Here is a 17,389-nt window from a genome sequence, read left to right on the forward strand (position 1 = left end):
CAGAAGGGAATGAATCGCCTATGGCACCGCTCACGACTCCCCCCACCCCCCGTGGACTTCTGGTTGTTCAGCCGCTCAGGAAGCGGCACTGTGCCGGGTGCCGTCGGGGGCCGTTGCCGTTGGTGGTCGTCGAAGGCGGTGTGCCGCGGTGTCTCGACTGTGTGGATCTCGGGCATCTGGTGTTCCTGCCGCGCGGCGACACGGCGTTGACGCGCCGGGCGCGGGAGGAGAGTGGGTTGTCGGCGGTGGTGGTGCGGTTCCACCGGCGGCGGGGCCGGTACGAGCGGCAGGGTGTCCTCGTCGAGGAGGCGGGGCTCGCGCGGGCCGAGGAGCGGTGTCTCGCGGACGCGGAGGCGCGACGGCGGCGCCGGGCGCGGGACGCGGTGCGGCGGGCCGCGGAGGACGTGCGGTTCGCGGAGGCGTTCGCGGCGGAGATACGGCGCCTGTTCCCCGGCTGCCCCGAGGCACGGGCCCGGGCCGTCGCCGCGCATGCCTCGGCGCGGGGCAGCGGGCGGGTAGGGCGGAGCGCGGCGGGGCGGGCGTTGTCCGAGGGCGCGGTGGTCTCGGCGGTGGTGGCGGCCGTACGACATGTGGACACGCCCTACGACCAGTTGCTGATGAGTGGGGTGCCGCGACATGAGGCGCGGCGGCGGATCTCGGTGGGGGTGGAGGGGGTGCTGCGGGAGTGGCGGGAATGCGGGGTGCGAACGGAGACCAGGGAAGAGGCGGAGGCCGGGTGAGGAGCCCTTGGGGGAACCCGGTTGCCCGGCATGCCGTCGCCGGCCCCGAGGGCATCGCCGCCGACCCGGAAGACGCCGTCACCGGCCCGGAGCGTGCTGTCGTCGCCCCGGACGGCCTCGTGGACGTCCGCTTATGCCCCGGCGATTCTCGGCCATGGTGACCCGGCCGGGGGCGGGGTTGACTTGTCCCGGTGGTCGGTGGTGGGCAGGATCTCGGCTCTACGGGCGGGAGTTGGTGTCGGCATGATCGGTGAACCGTATGTCACCCTGACGGTTCTGGGGGTGCTCGCGACCGGGGTGATGGCCGGGGTCTTCTGTGCCTTCTCCGTGCTGGTCATGCGGGGGCTGGCCGGGTTGCCGCCCGCGCAGGGGGTCGCCGCGATGAACGCGATCAACACGGCGGCGATGACGCCGGCCTTCATGCTGCTGTTCGCCGGTTCCGCGGTGGTGTGCGCGGTGATCGCCGTGGTGACGTTCGTGCTGTGGCCGGATCAGGGGACCGTGGAGCTGCTGCTGGGCAGCGCGCTGTATCTGTTCGGCGCGTTCGGGCTGACCCTCGTCGCGAACGTGCCCCGCAACGAGGCGCTGCTGAGGCTGGACCCGGGGACGCCGGAGGCCGCCGCGTACTGGCCGTCGTACGTACGCGAGTGGACGATGTGGAATCACGTCCGCGCGATCGCCTCGGCCGCCGCCGCGCTGGTGTACATGCTGGCCCTCACCTGAGAGAAACCACATGATCACCTGAGCGCGCTGGTGAGGACCCGCCGGGCCGCCCGCGGGACCGCGCGAGAAAGCCGTCTCGTCCCACTCTGCGCGCCCGGCCGCGGGGCCTTATCGTGGCTGAAAGAGTGCCGCCCGATGACGCACGGCCTGTCGTACGCGGACGCGAGGAAGACGGCCATGGCCGATCCCAAGGGTTTTATGACCACTCCGCGCGAGGAGTGGCCCCGCAGGCCCGTCGAGGAGCGGGTGCGGGACTGGGACGAGGTGTATGTCCCGGGCGCGCTGCTGCCGATCGTCACGAAGCAGGCCGACCGGTGCATGGACTGCGGCGTCCCGTTCTGCCACGACGCCTGCCCGCTCGGCAACCTGATCCCCGAGTGGAACGATCTCGTCAGCCGGGACGACTGGCGCGCGGCGGCCGACCGGCTGCACGCCACCAACAACTTCCCGGAATTCACCGGGCGGTTGTGCCCGGCGCCGTGCGAGGCGGGGTGCGTGCTCGCCATCAACCAGCCCGCGGTCACCATCAAGAACGTCGAGGTCGCCATCGCCGACCGCGCCTGGAGCGACGGTTTCGCGCCACCTCGGCCACCGGACCGGCTGTCGGGGCGGACCGTCGCGGTGATCGGCTCCGGGCCCACCGGCCTCGCCGCGGCACAGCAGTTGACGCGCGCGGGGCACACGGTCGCCGTGTACGAGCGGGACGACCGGCTCGGCGGCCTGATGCGGTACGGCATCCCCGAGTTCAAGATGGAGAAACGGCATCTGGAACGGCGGCTGGAGCAGATGCGGGCCGAGGGCACGAAGTTCCGTACGTCGACGACGGTCGGGCGGGACATCGGGGCGGCCGAACTGCGGGCGCGCTACGACGCGGTGGTGATCGCCACGGGAGCGACGGCATGGCGTGAACTGGACGTGCCGGGGCGGGAGTTGACCGGCGTCCACCAGGCGATGGAGTACCTTCCGCTGGCCAACCGGGTGTGCGAGGGCGACTTGGCGGCCTCTCCCCTGTCCGCCGCCGGGAAGCATGTCGTGATCGTGGGCGGCGGCGACACGGGGGCCGACTGCCTGGGCACCGCGGTGCGTGAAGGGGCCGCGTCCGTCACCCAGTTGGACATCTACGCCCAGCCGGACGCCGAGCGCGACGAGGACGCGGAGCCCTGGCCGACGTATCCGAAGATCTATCGGCTCTCGGCCGCGCACGAGGAGGCGCGGGACCTGGAGACGGCTCCGGCGGCGCACGCGGACGCGCGGCTGTTCGCGGCGTCGACGCTCCACTTCGAGGGCGACGGGGACGGGCACGTGCGGTCCCTGCACCTGGTCGAAGTCGACGCGCAGCGGCGCCCGTTGGACAATTCCGGACGCGGCCTGCCCGCCGATCTCGTACTGCTCGCCCTCGGGTTCTCCGGGCCCGACCGCGAGGACGGCCTCGTCGATCAACTGCGGTTGGCGATGGCGCCGCGCGGCACGATCACCCGGGACGCGGACTTCGCGACGAGTGCGCGCGGTGTGTTCGTCGCCGGGGACGCGGCGCGCGGGCAGTCGCTGATCGTGTGGGCGATCGCGGAGGGGCGGGCGGTGGCGGCGGCCGTAGACCGTTATCTGACGGGCAGTTCCCAACTCCCGGCCCCCATCGGGCCGTACGACCGCCCTATGACCGTGTGAGGCGGCGGAGGAAGCAGTCGGGATCTCTGCTGCCGGATGAGCAGCCGTACGTCCGTGCTCACACCTGGGGATGAGGCGGGGCGTACTGCGCGGGTACGAGGCGCCGGGCGGGCTCTCCTCCCGGCTCACGAAATCGTTCGGCGGCGGGCGGGAAAGTGACTTCCGGCCGACCTGTGGGCCAACTGCGGTGGGATCATCGGCGTAGGAGGCGAGTCGTGGTCGGCCCGGAGTGGGGTCGGGCGCGGCGGCGCCCCCATCCTTCGTTCCGTCGTCAGGCGCAGGGCCACCCCCGCGCGTCCCCCCTGTTGGCGGTCGGTCCTGGAGGGTGTTGATGACGACGCTCGACGAACGTCATGGCGAGGACGCGCGGGAGGCGGAGGGGGCGTACCGCCCGGACGCCACCGTCCCCCTCGGCCAACTCACGGCGATAGAGCCCCTGTTCGCCGGTTCCAAGGCGGCCAACCTCGCCCGCGCGGCCCGGGCGGGACTGCCCGTGCTTCCCGGGTTCGTGATCCCCGAGGGCGCGGGCGACGACCCCGCCACCCTGCGCCGCGCCTGGCGGGACCTCTCCGATTCCGGGGCGCGGCCCCTCGTCGTACGGTCCTCCTCACCCCAGGAGGACACCGAACAGTCGTCCCTGGCCGGGCAGTTCGCCTCCGTGCTCGATGTGCGCGGGTGGTCCGCCTTCCGTACGGCCGTGCGGACGGTGCTCGATTCGGCGCACCGGCCCGACGGGTCCACCGCGCCGATGGCGGTGCTGGTGCAGCCGATGCTGACGGCTCGGGTCGGCGGGGTGATGTTCGGCGCCGATCCCGTCGAGGGGCGTGCCGACCGGATGCTGGTGAGCGCGGTGCGCGGCGGTCCGGACAGTCTGGTCAGTGGTGAACAGGCCGGTACCGATTACTGGTTGAGCCGACGGGGGCGGTTGCTGCGCACCGAGCCACCGACTGCCGACGCGCTGCTCACGCCCTCCGAACTACGGCGACTGGCCCGGCTCGCGCGCCGGGCACGGCGGGTGTTCGGAGGGCCGCAGGACATCGAGTTCGGGTTCGGATTCGGGTTCGGGTTCGGGTTCGACGAGGACGGGGATCAAGTCGGGGGCGGACGGCTGTGGTTGTTCCAGAGCCGGCCGATCACCGCCATGGCGGCGCGGCCTTCGCGCGGGGCGCGGTTGCTCGGGCCCGGGCCGGTCGCGGAGACGCTGCCGGGCCAACTCCAGCCGCTGGAAGAGGACTTGTGGGTCACACCGATGGCCCGCGGGCTGACCGCCGCGCTGGACATCGCGGGCAGCGCACCGCGTCGGCTGCTGCGTACGGTACCGGTCGTCACGACGGTCGGCGGCTGGGCCGCGGCCGACCTACGGCTGCTCGGCGCGGCCCCGCCCAGGCGCCGGGGGCTCGCCCTCCTCAACCCGGCGCCGGGAGCACGGCGGCTCGGCGCGGCCTGGCGGGTCGGCCGACTCACGGCGGCACTGCCCGGGCTGTCCGCTGACCTCGTGGCGGACGTCGACCGCCGCCTCGTCCAGGTCCCGGCCCCCGCGGAACTCACCGGCCCCGACCTGGCCGCCCAACTCCGCTGGACCCGCGCCGCCTTGGTCTCCCTGCACGCCCAAGAGGCCCTCGCGGGCGCCCTGTTGCACGAGCCGCCCAAGTCCCGCACAGCGGCGGGGGCCGCCCTGACCGCCCTCGCGGAGACACGGGCCCTTGGCATCCCGGACGACCAGGCAGCAGCCGTCGCGCCGAGCGTGCTGGCACTCACGGCACCGAGCTTGCGGGGGCGGGGGCAGGGGCAGGAGCGGGGGCGCTTGCCGCAGGGCTCAGCGCCGGATGCCGGAAACACCGGCCTGGAACAACGGCCGGTCGCGCCGGCCGAGCGGAGAACCCCGGGCGCCCCTCCCCAGCGGAGAACCCCGAGCGCCCCTCCCCAGCGGAGAACCCCGGGCGCCTCTCCCGAGCAGCAGACACCGAACACCCCTCTCCAGCAACAGACACCGGCCGCCCGACCAAGCCGGGAGAGCGACCCCGGCGACCGGATGCCAGGGTCCGCCCCCACGCCGGCACTCGGAAGCAACGGCCCCTCCCCAAAGCCGACGCCCACGCTCTCACCAACACCAACACCAACACCAACGCCCGCACCCGCACCCGCACCCGCACCCGCACCCGCACCCGCACCCGCACCAACGAACCACCACTCCCCCAGCCCCCTCCCCCTCACCACAGGCCGCACCCCCTCCCTCCCACCCCGAGAATCCCTCCGCCTCCGCATCCGCTGGGTCCAAGAGCTACAGGTACGCCTCGTGCGAGAGGCCGCGCGCAGGCTCGGCCTGGCCGCCGCGGATCGCGTAGGGCTGCTGCGCTGGCCGGAGTTGGCCGCCGTACTCGACGGCGAACCCCTGCCTGGTGACCTTCTCGAACGCGTGCCGCAGGCCGAGTCACCGCCGTTGCCGGACGCCTTCCGACTGTCGGCGGCGGGCACGGTGGTCGCCGAACGCACGGGCACCGGCGGCAAGGGCACCACTGACGGTGACGGCCGGGGCGTCTCCGGCGGACGCGCCGTAGGGACGGTCTGGGACGGGACCGGGCCGCGCCCCACCGACCCCGTGCTCGTCGTCCGCACCCTCGACCCGGCACTCGCCCCGCTCCTGCCCCGCCTCACCGCGCTGGTCGCCCAGACCGGCAGCCCGTTGTCCCATCTCGCGGTGCTGGCACGGGAGTTCGGGTTGCCTGCCGTGGTCGGCACGACCGACGCGGTACGGCGCTTCCCGCCCGGTTCACGCGTCGCCGTCGACGGCACCACCGGTGACGTACGCCCGGAAGAGGCCCGGACGGGCAACGAGCGGACAGGGGACGGACGATGAGACGCATCGCCTACGTCTTCGGAAGCCTGGCCGCCGCCGGAGCGGGGACCTACCTAGTCGTCTACCTCTACCGCTGGCAATGGCAGCGAGCCATCCTCTGCGGAATCCTGCTCCTGGTCGTCGAAGTGATGCTGCTCGGCATCGTGCTGCTCGCCCGGCTCACCCGGATCGAGGAACGGGTGAAGGAAAGTGACGCCAGGCAAAGGGAGTTGACGGCACGTCAGGAGGACGTGCTGGGTCGGCTACGGCAGACGTCCGCCGAGCGCGACGGCGCCCGCTTCCGCTGGCTGGAGGACACCGCCGACCGTACGTACGTCTTCGTGCCCGTCCTCATGGTCACCGGGGTGTTGCTGTCCGGGCTGGCCTGGGTGGTGCAGCGGATCGCCGCCGCGACCGGACGCCCGGCCGAACGGCGCCTCGCGGGACGCCTGGCCGTCCTCGCCGTCCCCGAACCGGGCACGTCGGTGGGCGAGTTGGAGGACCGGCCCGCGCTGGGCCGACGTTCCAAGGGCCGCGTCGCCCGCACGGCCGTCGTCGGTGTCGTCGGCGCCGCGCTGCTCGCCGCGCTCGTCGTCGGCCTCGCCGATCTCACCCAGACCCGGGAGCAGAGCGCGAGCGATTCGGAGGCGACCTCGGTGCTGGTCCAAGTCGACGTGCGGGGTGCGGACATGACCGCCGAACGGCAGGCCCTCGCCGCGCAGCAGGTCTGGGAACGCTGCCGGGACTCCACCTCCGTGCCGCTGAACCACGCCACCCTCGGCAGCCTCGGTGACGGCATGTTCGCCGGGGTCGTACGGCCCGCGCTCGCCGAACACGACCGGATGCGGCTGCGCGGCTGCCTGGAGGACGCGGCCCTCGACCGCGCCCACCTCACGGTGATGGGCATGGGCGACACGGACGCGGACGACGACTGAACGGGACGGACGCGCAGAGCGGACGCCGGACAGCAGGCCACAGCCCGCCGGAACACACCATGCGGACGTACGATGCCAAGGCGCCCCCGTCCCCGAGCACCCCGGGCCGCCCATGGCAACCGTCCTCACGCCCACGCCCCGACTCCGCCTGCCCAGACGTGCGATGAGGCTGCTCCTCGTCGTCGCCCTCGGCTACCTCGCCCTGTGGGCCACCGGCGCGCTGGGCATCCTCGCGCTGTCGTACTGGGTACGCGAGGAGACCCCGCCACCTCCCGGGACCCGTACCGTGCAGGGCATCCAGCACTTCCAACCCGTGGACACCGAGGGGAAGTTGTGGCGAGGCGCCGCTCCCTCCCCCGGCGGCTACCGGGAGTTGGCCCGCCTCGGCTTCACCACCGTCGTGGATCTGCGGGCCGAGGACCTGAGCGCGGCGCAGCTCGCCGAACCGGGCAGGGCCGGCTTGGACGTCGTACGACTGCCCATTCGGGACGGGCAGACGCCAACTCCCGTGCAGGTACGGCGGTTTCTCGACGTCGTCGCGTCGGCGGCCGGGCCGGTGTTCGTGCACTGCGGTGCGGGGGTGGGCCGTACGGGGACGATGGCGGCGGCGTATCTCGTGCGGACCGGGGAGGCGTCGGCGGCGTCGGCGGTCCGGCGGAATCTCGCCGTCGGGCCGCCGTCGATCGAGCAGATCTACTACGCGCTGAGCCTCGGCCGGGGCCCGGGCCGGCTGGAGCAGCCGCCGTTCCCGGTGGTCGCCGTCAGCCGACTGGTGGACGCCCCGCGCCGCATGCTGTCGTGGTTCTGAAGCCCGGCACCGGGCGGGGTCAGGGCTTGCGCCCCACCGCGCCGTAGCCCGGAATCGTGCCGTCGTTCTGGCCCGGCACCGGCTCGCCCAGCTCCGGATGCCACTGGTCGACCACCGTCACGCCGGGCTCGACCAGGTCGAGGCCGGTGAAGAAGCGGGCGAAGCCGGCGCGGGGGCGGAGGGTCAGGGTGATGCCCGCCGCCGTGAGCTTCTCGACCGCCGCCGTCGACTCCTCCGGGGTGAAGTCGGCGGTGGCGTGGGTCATCATCAGGTAGCTGCCGCTGGGGAGTTGGGACAGCAGGCCGTCGACCAGCTCGTGCGCGCCGTCCTCGTCGGGGACGAAGTGCAGCAGTGCGACGAGGGACAGGGCGACGGGCCGGGTGAGGTCGAGGACCGCTCGCGCGGCCTCGATGACGGCGTCGGGATCGCGCACATCGGCCTGCGCATACGCGGTGGCGCCCTCGGGTGTGCCGCGCAGCAGGGCCGCCGAATGGGCCAGCACGGCCGGGTCGTTGTCGCAGTAGACGACACGTGCCCCGGGCGCGACGGCCTGTGCGACCTGGTGCAGGTTCGGCTCGGTCGGGATGCCCGTGCCGATGTCCAGGAACTGCCGTACGCCGTGCTCGGTGAGCCAGCGGGTGGCCCGGTGCGTGAACGCGCGGTTGACACGTGCCATGACCGGCACCCTCGGGTCGAGGGCGAGCATCTGGCGGCCCATCTCGGCGTCGACGGGGTAGTTGTCCTTGCCGCCGAGATACCAGTCGTACATGCGGGCGGGGTGGGGCCTGCTGGTGTCGATCCTGTTGGTCTCGCCGGTGGGCCGCACGGTCATGGCGTGCTCCATAAGCTCTTAAAGCAACATGTGATCAAGTCGGTACCAAAATAAGGAGGTTCGGTAAGGAAAAAGCATTCAGCACAAGCTCGTCGGCTCAGGACAGCAAGAAGTCCGCCTCGCCCGCTTTCGCCCCCTCGATGAACGCCGTCATCTCGTCGGTCGTGTAGATCAGGGCCGGCCCGTCCGGGTCGGTGGACTGACGGACGGCGATCCGGCCGTCGGCGAGCTTCATCGCCTCCAGGCAGTTGCCGCCGTTGCCGCCGCTCCACGGCTTGTGCCAGCCTTCGCTTCCCAAGTCCCGCGCGGGCATACCGTTGTAGACGCTCATACGCGGCTTGATGCGATCCATTCACAGCTCCTTGCGGAGATCCTTGAGGATCTCCTTCGTGCGATGTGCCGTAGCGGCCTGCGCCGCCATGCGGTCCATGACCTCGAGATGGGTCGCCACCTCTTCGCGCGCGTCCAGATAGACGGCGCCGGTCAGGTACTCGCTGTAGACCATGTCCGGCAGTTCTGACATGGCAAATCGGAACAGCACGAAGGGCCCGTACGTGCCCGGGTGCGGCCCCGAGGAGAACGGGGCGACCTGCAGGGTCACGTTGGGCAGCTTCGTGGCGTCGAGCAGTTTGTCGATCTGGGCCCGCATCACCTCCGGGCCGCCGACCGGGCGGCGCAGGGCGGTCTCGTCCATGACGACCCAGAAGCGCGGCGCGTCGGGACGGGTGAGCAGGTCCTGGCGCTGCATCCGCAGATCGACGTGGCGCTCGATGTCGTCGGGCTCGGTCTGGCCGATGGCACCGGACTTCAGCACTCCGCGGGCGTAGTCCTCGGTCTGCAGCAGCCCGGGCACGAAGTGCGGTTCGTACGCCCTGATGAGCGCGGCCGCGCCCTCCAGGCTGACGTGCATCGAGAACCAGCCGGGCAGGATGTCGTGGAAGCGCTGCCACCAGCCGGGCCGGTTGGCCTCCTCCGCGAGCTGGACGAAGGCCTCGGCCTCCTCGTCGGAGACGCCGTAGGACTTCAGGAGGAGCTGGAGGTAGGGGATCTTGAGGGAGACCTCCGCCATCTCCATGCGGCGGACCGTGGCGGGGGCGACACGGAGGACGCGGGCGGCCTCCTCGCGCTTGAGCCCCGCGCGTTCCCGCAGGTCCAGCAGGCGCCGGCCGAGGACGACCTGGCCGACCGTCGGTGCGGACCGCGGCTCGCTCACGCTCCACCTCCACGAATGAGTCACGAATGAGTACCGGGTAATGACCTGAGTGCCGACTGCTGAGCGAGAAGTGCCGGGTAATGGGTTGAGTACGGACAGCGCATACGTCCGTACAGCCCGGCGAAAGGGTTCTCGCGGCCCGACGGACCGATCCTGGCGAACCGAATCCTGACAGCCCTGCGGCGCCATTCGAAGACTCATTCGAAGATCGGGACAGACCTCCGGAGATCCCAACTGGCGCCGCGCGACTTTCTGTTGCGAGCAGTGTGCCACGACCGTGCAGAGCGTCATACGGCACTCTGCATTTTTCATAGTGACACTTGCCAAGTGTTCACGGCGGGGCGATAGTGGCAAGCGTGATTCCGTCCGCGCCCTTAGGAACAGACGCCGCCGCAGGCCGCCTCGGTCTCGGTGCCGCCGCGGGAGCCGTCCCTGGTGGGGCCGCTGCCGAGCGCCGGTTCCGGTTCGAGCTGGCCGCACATCCGGGTTCCCCGGCCCAGGCGAGACGCCTGACGCGGGCCCGGCTGTCCGGCTGGTCCGTGTGCGAGGACACCTGCGACACGGCGGTTCTGGTCGTCTCCGAGCTGGTCACCAACGCGATCGTGCACACCGCGAGCAGCCACATAGTCTGCGAGCTGCACGATGGCGACGACCTGGTACGGATAGCCGTCCGTGACGAGGGCTGCGCTCCCGGTGAGCCGCGCCCTTCCCCGCAGCGGCCCGATGAGGAGCACGGGAGGGGACTGCTTCTCATCGACGGGCTCTGCCGGGCCTGGGGCGCCCAGGAACACGGACCCGGCCTGCTGGTCTGGGCCGACCTGCCACGGCAGGCGGACCCGGCGCACGGCCACCACCCGGCCCCCGTCCACGACAGTTCCGTACCGCTCAACGACCTGGGTTGGGGCGCACGACCCAAGCCGGGTCCGTCGGGCGGTTCGGGCGACGAGGACGAGGCGACGGCACACTTCGGGGCATTCGAGGATCTGGGCGTATTTCCGGGGCGGGGGCATGGGGGTGCCTCCGGCAGCGGGCATGGGGGTGCCGGCGACTTCGGAGGTCTGGACCTCGGCGGCTTCGGGGGCCGGGAGCACCAAACCGGAGGTGGTCCTGCTCGTGGGTCCGACTCCGGTACGCGGGGCCGGGAGGGCGCGGGCCACTTCGGGGGCCTCGGTCAGGAGACCACGGGTCTCTTCAGGGGCCGGGGACACCAGGACGCCGGCGACCTCCCGGACTCCGTGGACATCGGGGAATCCAGTGGGTTCGGGGATTTCGGGACGGGAGTCGAATGGGTGTGAGCGGCGTGTCCGGTCCCGGCCAGGTGCTCAGTCTCGACACGCTGGTCCGGCTGGGGCGCGCACTGCACGGGCCGGCCGGTACGCCCCGTCGGCTGGCCGTCCCCGAGGGCATGACCGCGCCGCTCGGCTGTGACGCGGTGGCGGTGCCCGCGCGGTTCGGGCCGCTGGTGCTGCCCCGGCTGCCGCGCGTCGGCTGTGTCTACGCCGACGAGGCGCACTGGTGGTGGATCGTCCCGTCCGACTCCGACTACGCCCTGGACTGGCCCGCGCCGGCGCGGTACACCACGGGGGCGCTGGTGCCGGACTCGGCTCGGGCGCCCGGTCTCATCCACAGGCCGGACGGGAAGCTGCCGTATACGCCGCCGATTCCGTTGTACCTGGCGGTTTGTCGGGTTACGGGGACTACGCCTTCTTGGTCGCGGCCCATCAGCGCGTAGCGCTCCGCGGGTTGAGCGGATTTTGGCTGACGGTTCGGTGGGGGCTGGGCGCGCCCCGCGGCGGAGCCGCTAGTCGATACAGCCCCGCGCCCCTGGGCTCGTGCGGCTGCGCCGCACATCGGCTGCCCGTCTCTCCTTTCTCCCCGCGTACGCCCGCGCGCTGCCGCCTCAGCTTCCCGCGCTCTCCCCCGCACCCGCCCCACCCCGCGATAGTGGCCGTTCGTCCACGATCGGGGGAGGTCGGCGGTGGGGAGGAAGGGTGACTCGGGGGCCGGGGAGCCGTCCGCGTCGGAGCGGCTGCTGTTCGGTGGGCCTTTGCGGTACGACACGGGGTGGAGTCAGCACAACGACGCGTTTCTGGAGCTGAGCTTCCGGTCGATGGTGACGCGGTTGCCGGCGATGCTGCGGTCGAGTTTCCGGCTGGCCTGGCAGGCGGATCCGCGGGCCGCGCGGGTCGTGCTGGCGGCCGAGGCGTGCCGGGGCGCCACGCAGGCGGTGAGTCTGCTCGCGGTCAACAGTGTGCTGGGGCGGCTGATCACCGGCGGTGCCATCGCGGACCGGCTGCGCGGTGCCGCGCCCGCGCTGGTCACGATGGCCGCGGTGATGCTGGTGGGCGCGCTGCTGCGGGCCGCGTCGACGTACGCGACCGGGCGCCTTGAACCGAAGGTGGAGCGGGTCGCCACCGAGCTGTATCTGGAGCGGGCGGCGGCCGTGGAGCTGGCCGCGATCGAGGACCACGCGTTCCACAAGCTGCTGGACACCGCGCAGTACGGCGCCATGTCGGCCCGCCGCATGATCTCGTACGCGACGAACGTCATGAACGCGCTGATCTCGCTGATCGCGGCGGCGGGCGTGCTGACCGTGCTGCACCCGGCGCTGCTCCCGCTGCTGGCGACGATGACGCTGCCGAGCGCGTGGGGCGCGCTGACGAACGCGCGGCGGCACTACGAGTCGTTCCACACCTGGGTGCAGCACGTCCGGGCCGGCCGTCTCATCGGTTCGCTGCTCACCGAGCCGGAGGCGGCCCCGGAGATCCGGGTGCACGGCGTCGGGCCGTTCCTGCTGCACCACTTCCACGAGATGTCGGAGAGCGCGGAGGCGGAACAGGCCCGGTTGGCCCGGCTCACGGCCCGCACGGGGCTGATCGCGGCCACCTGGACGGGCCTCGCGACGGCGGCGACGTACGCGACGCTGGGCGGGCTCCTGCTGTCCGGGGCAATGGCGCTCTCCGTGGCGGGTACGGCGGTGATCGCGATCCGCACCGGTTCCGCGAGCCTCGACACCCTCGTCCTGGCGGTGAACCAGCTGCACGAGGAGGCCCTGTTCGTCGGCGATCTGCAGAAGCTGTACGAGGAGGCGACCGGGTGGGCGATCCCGGTCGGCGGGGCGGCGCTGCCCGAGGAGCCGCGGGAGATCCGCTTCGAGAACGTCACGTTCAGCTACCCGGGCGAGGCCACCCACCCCGCGCTCGACGATGTCTCCCTCACCCTCCCGCTCGGCCGGATCATCGCGCTGGTCGGCGAGAACGGCTCCGGCAAGACGACCCTGGTGAAGCTGCTGGCCGGGCTGTACCGGCCGGACCGGGGCCGGATCCTGTGGGACGGCGTCGACGCGGCGGACGCGGACCGGCAGCAACTGGCCGACCGGATCGCGATGGTGGCGCAGAACTTCAAGCGCTGGCCGTTCACCGCCCGCGTCAACGTGGCCGTCGGCCGGTCAGCCGCGCCGCTCACCGATGAGCGGCTGACCGAGGCCGTCGCCGAGGCCGGCGCGCAGGACGTGGTCGCGGATCTGCCGCGCGGTCTGGACACCCTGCTGGCCCGCAACTTCAGCGGCGGGCACGAGCTGTCCGGCGGTCAGTGGCAGCGGCTCGGGATCGCCCGGGCCGCCTACCGCAGGGGCCGCATCCTGATCGTGGACGAACCGACGGCGGCCCTCGACGCCCGGGCCGAGCTGGAGGTCTTCGAGAAGATCCGCGCGCTGGCCGGCACCGGGCAGACGGTCGTGCTGATCACGCACCGGCTGGCGTCCGTGCGCCACGCGGATCTGGTCCATGTCCTGGATCAGGGGCGGCTGGTGGAGTCCGGGACGCCCGACGAACTGCTCGCGAGCGGCGGGGTGTACGCGGAGCTGTACGCGCTCCAGGCGGACCAGTTCACGGCGAAGGTGCCCGCCCCGAAGGCGGGCTGACCTCTCAGGCGGCGACGTCCACGACGTCGCCGCTGCGCACGATGACCAGGAACGCGTCGGTCGCGATGTCCATGACGACCTCAGCCTGCAGGCCCTCCAGACGGCGCGCCTGCGCGAACTCCTCCGCCGGCCACGAGCCACGCGGCCCGCCGGCGGGAAAGCTCTCAAGCACCGTTCGCCCGTTCACCTTGTACCTCCCTGTCGTGCTGAACTCGGAGCGCCTCATGACGTCTCGTGGAGGAGACCGTCGTGAAGCCTCACTGAGTTAAACGCCGACAGTACGGTGAACGGCTCGCGAAGTGACGGTACTGAGACATAGTCGACACCCGGTCGCGTACTTTCCCGGCACTTTCCGTATCAGTCCTCGTACTCGTCGTGATAAAGCACGCGCGCGCTGCCGGCGGGCGCCCCGAGCGCCGACGCGCGCCCCTTCGGCTCCTCCCACTCCTCCTGCCGCCCCAGCGCGGTCAGATCCAGGAAGGTGGTGGTCGAGCCGAGCCCGTCGAGCCCGCGCTCATAGGCCGAGTAGGTGTGGAACACCCGGTCGCGGTCCCGCAGGAAGCAGCTGACACCGGGCCGCTCGACGGGTTCCCCGTCCCCGACGAACGTGACCTCGAAGTCCCAGTTGAAGTCCCCGCCGAAGGACGAGTACCAGGGCAGCGTCCACCCCATCCGCGCCTTGAACGGCAGGATCTTCGTGTACGGCGCCCTCGACACGGCGGCGAACGTCGTACCGCGCGCCTTCAGATGGGCCAGGTGCCCGATCTGGTCGAGGAACGCCGAGCAGCTGCGGCAGCCCGCGTCCCACTCGGGCGCGAACATGAAGTGGTAGACGACGAGTTGACCGCGCCCCTCGAAGAGGTCGAGCAGGGTGGCCTTCCCGTCGCCGCCCTCGAAGAGGTACTCCTTGTCGACCTCCACCATGGGCAGCCCGCGCCGCTCGGCGTTGAGCGCGTCCCGCGCGCGCGTGGCCGCCTTCTCCTTGACCAGCAGTTCCTCGCGCGCCGCGCGCCACTGCGCACGCGAGACGATCTCCGGAAGCGACATGGGGGCCCTCCTGTGACAACGGTCCGTTGAGGGGTGGACCGGGGGGAGGACGGGAACTCATCGCTGTCCCGGGAAAAGCTCCAAAAAAACTTCAGAGGGACTTCGTCGCGTACGTCACCGGAAGCGCGAGCAGTCCCCGGGCGCGCAGCGACGGCCGCCACCGCACCTCGCTCTCCCCCACCCCCAACTCCAGCCGCGGGAACCGCTCCAGCAGCGCGGCCAGCGCGATCTCCGTCTCGGCACGGGCGAGCGGCGCACCCAGGCAGTAGTGGATGCCGTGCCCGAGCGCGAGATGCCCGGAGGTGTCACGGGAGAGGTCGAGCCGGTCGGGCTCGGGGAAGCGCTCCGGGTCCCGGTTCGCGGCGGACGCGGACACCCAGACCGTCTCGCCGGCGGGGACGGTGACCCCGCCGATGGTGACGTCCTCGACCGGGAAACGCCGGATGGCGAGCAGCGCGGGCCCTTCGTACCGCAGGAACTCCTCTACGGCGGCGGGGAGTTGGCCGGGGTCCGCGCGCAACGCGGCCAGCTGTTCGGGGTGTCGCAGCAGGGCGAGCACGGCGTTGCCGATGAGCTGGACGGTGTTCTCGTACCCGGCGAAGAGGATGAGGAAGGCGAGGGACATCAGCTCGTCCTCGCTGAGCCGGTCCCCTTCGTCGCGCACGGCGATCAGGTCGGAAAGGAGATCATCACCGGGCTCTTCCCTTTTGTCGGCGAGGAGTTGGGTGAAGAAGCCGAGCATCGCGACGACCGCGTGCTTGCCGGCCTCGGGCGGTGTCCCGGGGGCGGGTGCGACGAGGGTGTCGGTCCACACCCGGAAGTCCCGGCGGTGCCGGTCGGGCACGCCGAGCAGGTCGCAGATGACGGTGATCGGGAGCGGTGCGGCGTAGGAGGCGATGAGGTCGGTGTCACCCGACTCCCCCAGCGCGTCGAGGAGTTGGTCGGCGGTGCGCCGGATCGGCGTACGGAGCTGCTCCGTTCGGCGCGGGGTGAACGCGCGGCCGACCAGGCGCCGGATGCGGGTGTGGTCCGGCGGATCCATGTTGAGGAGGTTCGCGTCGAGCGCGGGTGGCAGCGAGAACCCCTTGTAAGTCCCGCCCGTGGCATGCCTCTTGTCCAGCGAGAGCCGCAGATCGGCCAGCGCCTCCCGCACGTCGTCGTACCGGGTGACGAGCCAGGCGGGGGTGCCGTCGGGGCCTGCGATGCGGTGCACGGGGGCGCTGTCGCGCAGGCGCCGGTACACGTCGTACGGGTGGTCGAGAAGGCCGTCCGCGAGATCCATGGGAACAGCCTAGAGGCGCGGCTCAGGTGTCGTATTCCTGGATCCGCCGGCCATGACTCCGGTCGACGAGGGCGGGCAGACGGTCCTCCAACTCCCGTACGACAGCGGGTACATCGAGCGTGAGCAGCTCGCGGTCGCGCATGAGCACCCGGCCGTCGACGATCGTGGTCCGGACGTCGGCGGAACGGGCGCTGTGCACAAGGGTGGCGGCGAGATCGTGGACGGGCTGGGTGTGCGGCCCGGTGAGGTCGACGAGGATGATGTCGGCCCGCCTCCCCGGCGCGATCGACCCGATCGAGTCACCCAGGCCGACCGCCCGGGCGCTCTGGAGCGTGGCGTGGTGCAGGGCTTGACGGAATGTCAGCCAGCGCGGATCACCTTCGGCGGACTTCTGCACCAGCGACGTGAGGGCCATCGACTCCCACACGTCGAGGGAGTTGTTGGAGGCGGCGCCGTCCGTGGCGAGTCCGACCGGGATGCCGAGGGCGCGCAGGGCACGGATCGGAGTGGTGTCCGGCCAGGCGAACTTGAGGTATCCCCGGGGCGCGGTGGCGACCGCCGTACGGCCGCTCGCGCGCTCCAGGACGGGAAGGTCGCGGTCGGTGATGCCGGTGCCGTGGGCGATGAGCAGGTCGGTGGCCAACAGGCCCGCGCGGTCGAGGACTTCGATGGGGGTGAGGCCGTGGCGGGCGAGGCTGGTGTCGGTCTGGTCGCGGTTCTCGGCGGCGTGGATGTGGACGGGGAGGCCGTGTTCCAGGGCGAGTTCGGCGGTGGCGGCGAGGTCGGCGTCGGTCACCGTGTAGGGGGCGTGCGGGGCGAGGGCGGTGGTGATGCGGCCGTCGGCGGTGCCCCGGTGCCGTAGCGCGAACTCCAGGGATTTCTCCCGGCCTTGGGGACCCTGGGAGGAGAAGTAGGCCTCGCCGAGATCGGCGCGGATCCCACACTCGGCGACGACCTCGGCCACCGTATCCATGGAGAAGTAGTGGTCGGCGAAGCAGGTGACCCCGGCGCGGATCATCTCGGCGCAGGCGAGCCGGGCCCCCAACTCCACATCCTTTTCAGTGAGGTTGGACTCGACGGGCCATACGACGTCGTTGAACCACTCCTCCGTGGGCAGGTCCTCGGCGAGCCCGCGCAGGGCGACCATCGGCGCGTGGGTATGGCAGTTGACCAGCCCCGGGAGGGCGATCTGCCCGCGCGCGTCGATGCGTTCGACGGCGGCGAGTCCGACCACGTCCGCCGCGCTGGTCACCGACTCGACGCGCCCGTCCCGTACGACGATCGCGGCGTCCTGTTCGAAGCGGATGCGCTCGTGATCGTCATGGACAAGGACGGTGCAGCCGGTGATGAGGAGGTCGGCAGGAGAGTCGCTCACACTCCCAACGT

15 protein-coding genes and 1 pseudogene are annotated in these 17,389 nt (G+C 71.8%); 9 read left to right on the plus strand and 7 right to left on the minus strand.

Annotated elements, in window-relative coordinates:
• Positions 1 to 20 precede the first annotated feature (20 nt).
• The 6 genes from R2B38_RS08375 (at position 21) to R2B38_RS08400 (ending at position 7,707) form a co-directional block, all read left to right on the plus strand.
• A complete protein-coding gene (locus R2B38_RS08375) occupies positions 21 to 740 on the plus strand; it encodes a DUF2293 domain-containing protein (protein ID WP_318015655.1) in 720 nt (239 codons plus the stop codon).
• Between the two features lie 243 nt (positions 741 to 983).
• The gene (locus R2B38_RS08380; protein ID WP_318015656.1) at positions 984 to 1,463 is read left to right on the plus strand and encodes a DUF1772 domain-containing protein; all 480 of its coding nucleotides are present in this window, start codon (positions 984 to 986) and stop codon (positions 1,461 to 1,463) included.
• Between the two features lie 177 nt (positions 1,464 to 1,640).
• A complete protein-coding gene (locus tag R2B38_RS08385; RefSeq protein WP_318021608.1) occupies positions 1,641 to 3,128 on the plus strand; it encodes a glutamate synthase subunit beta in 1,488 nt (495 codons plus the stop codon).
• Positions 3,129 to 3,459: 331 nt separating this feature from the next.
• The gene (locus R2B38_RS08390; protein ID WP_318015657.1) at positions 3,460 to 5,985 is read left to right on the plus strand and encodes a PEP/pyruvate-binding domain-containing protein; all 2,526 of its coding nucleotides are present in this window, start codon (positions 3,460 to 3,462) and stop codon (positions 5,983 to 5,985) included.
• Positions 5,982 to 6,899 (plus strand): hypothetical protein, encoded by a 918-nt coding sequence (locus R2B38_RS08395; RefSeq protein WP_318015658.1) that lies wholly within the window; start codon positions 5,982 to 5,984, stop codon positions 6,897 to 6,899. The genes R2B38_RS08390 and R2B38_RS08395 overlap by 4 nt, the downstream gene beginning before the upstream one ends.
• 112 nt (positions 6,900 to 7,011) lie before the next feature.
• Positions 7,012 to 7,707, plus strand: a complete 696-nt coding sequence (locus R2B38_RS08400; protein ID WP_318015659.1) for a fused DSP-PTPase phosphatase/NAD kinase-like protein — start codon at positions 7,012 to 7,014, stop codon at positions 7,705 to 7,707.
• A 19-nt stretch (positions 7,708 to 7,726) separates the two neighbouring features.
• On the opposite strand, the gene R2B38_RS08405 is transcribed toward R2B38_RS08400, so the two are convergent.
• The 3 genes from R2B38_RS08405 to R2B38_RS08415 form a co-directional block, all read right to left on the minus strand.
• Complete coding sequence (locus R2B38_RS08405) at positions 7,727 to 8,539, minus strand: SAM-dependent methyltransferase (protein WP_318015660.1); 813 nt, start codon at positions 8,537 to 8,539, stop codon at positions 7,727 to 7,729.
• Positions 8,540 to 8,636: 97 nt separating this feature from the next.
• On the minus strand, positions 8,637 to 8,891 hold the full coding sequence (locus R2B38_RS08410) for a DUF397 domain-containing protein (protein WP_019060458.1): 255 nt from the start codon (positions 8,889 to 8,891) through the stop codon (positions 8,637 to 8,639).
• The gene (locus R2B38_RS08415; protein WP_318015661.1) at positions 8,892 to 9,752 is read right to left on the minus strand and encodes a helix-turn-helix domain-containing protein; all 861 of its coding nucleotides are present in this window, start codon (positions 9,750 to 9,752) and stop codon (positions 8,892 to 8,894) included. It lies immediately after the preceding gene.
• A 347-nt stretch (positions 9,753 to 10,099) separates the two neighbouring features.
• Between R2B38_RS08415 and R2B38_RS08420 the strand changes: the two are divergent.
• The 3 genes and pseudogenes from R2B38_RS08420 to R2B38_RS08430 all read left to right on the plus strand — a co-directional run.
• Positions 10,100 to 10,708 (plus strand): annotated as a pseudogene (locus R2B38_RS08420) (ATP-binding protein); the annotation flags it as partial.
• Between the two features lie 329 nt (positions 10,709 to 11,037).
• Positions 11,038 to 11,484: a hypothetical protein gene (locus R2B38_RS08425; RefSeq protein ID WP_318015662.1), complete on the plus strand. Its 447-nt coding sequence runs from the start codon at positions 11,038 to 11,040 to the stop codon at positions 11,482 to 11,484.
• A 246-nt stretch (positions 11,485 to 11,730) separates the two neighbouring features.
• Positions 11,731 to 13,674, plus strand: coding sequence for an ABC transporter ATP-binding protein (locus tag R2B38_RS08430; protein WP_318015663.1), 1,944 nt, complete (start codon positions 11,731 to 11,733; stop codon positions 13,672 to 13,674).
• Positions 13,675 to 13,678: 4 nt separating this feature from the next.
• On the opposite strand, the gene R2B38_RS08435 is transcribed toward R2B38_RS08430, so the two are convergent.
• The 4 genes from R2B38_RS08435 to R2B38_RS08450 all read right to left on the minus strand — a co-directional run bounded on the left by R2B38_RS08435 (position 13,679) and on the right by R2B38_RS08450 (position 17,378).
• A complete protein-coding gene (locus R2B38_RS08435) occupies positions 13,679 to 13,861 on the minus strand; it encodes a hypothetical protein (protein ID WP_033287136.1) in 183 nt (60 codons plus the stop codon).
• Between the two features lie 170 nt (positions 13,862 to 14,031).
• Positions 14,032 to 14,721: a DUF899 domain-containing protein gene (locus R2B38_RS08440; protein WP_318015664.1), complete on the minus strand. Its 690-nt coding sequence runs from the start codon at positions 14,719 to 14,721 to the stop codon at positions 14,032 to 14,034.
• Positions 14,722 to 14,812: 91 nt separating this feature from the next.
• Positions 14,813 to 16,003 (minus strand): cytochrome P450, encoded by a 1,191-nt coding sequence (locus R2B38_RS08445; RefSeq protein ID WP_318015665.1) that lies wholly within the window; start codon positions 16,001 to 16,003, stop codon positions 14,813 to 14,815.
• Positions 16,004 to 16,025: 22 nt separating this feature from the next.
• The gene (locus R2B38_RS08450; RefSeq protein ID WP_318015666.1) at positions 16,026 to 17,378 is read right to left on the minus strand and encodes an amidohydrolase; all 1,353 of its coding nucleotides are present in this window, start codon (positions 17,376 to 17,378) and stop codon (positions 16,026 to 16,028) included.
• Positions 17,379 to 17,389: the final 11 nt, after the last annotated feature.

The sequence above is a fragment of the Streptomyces sp. N50 genome, from assembly GCF_033335955.1.
Lineage (GTDB): Bacteria > Actinomycetota > Actinomycetes > Streptomycetales > Streptomycetaceae > Streptomyces.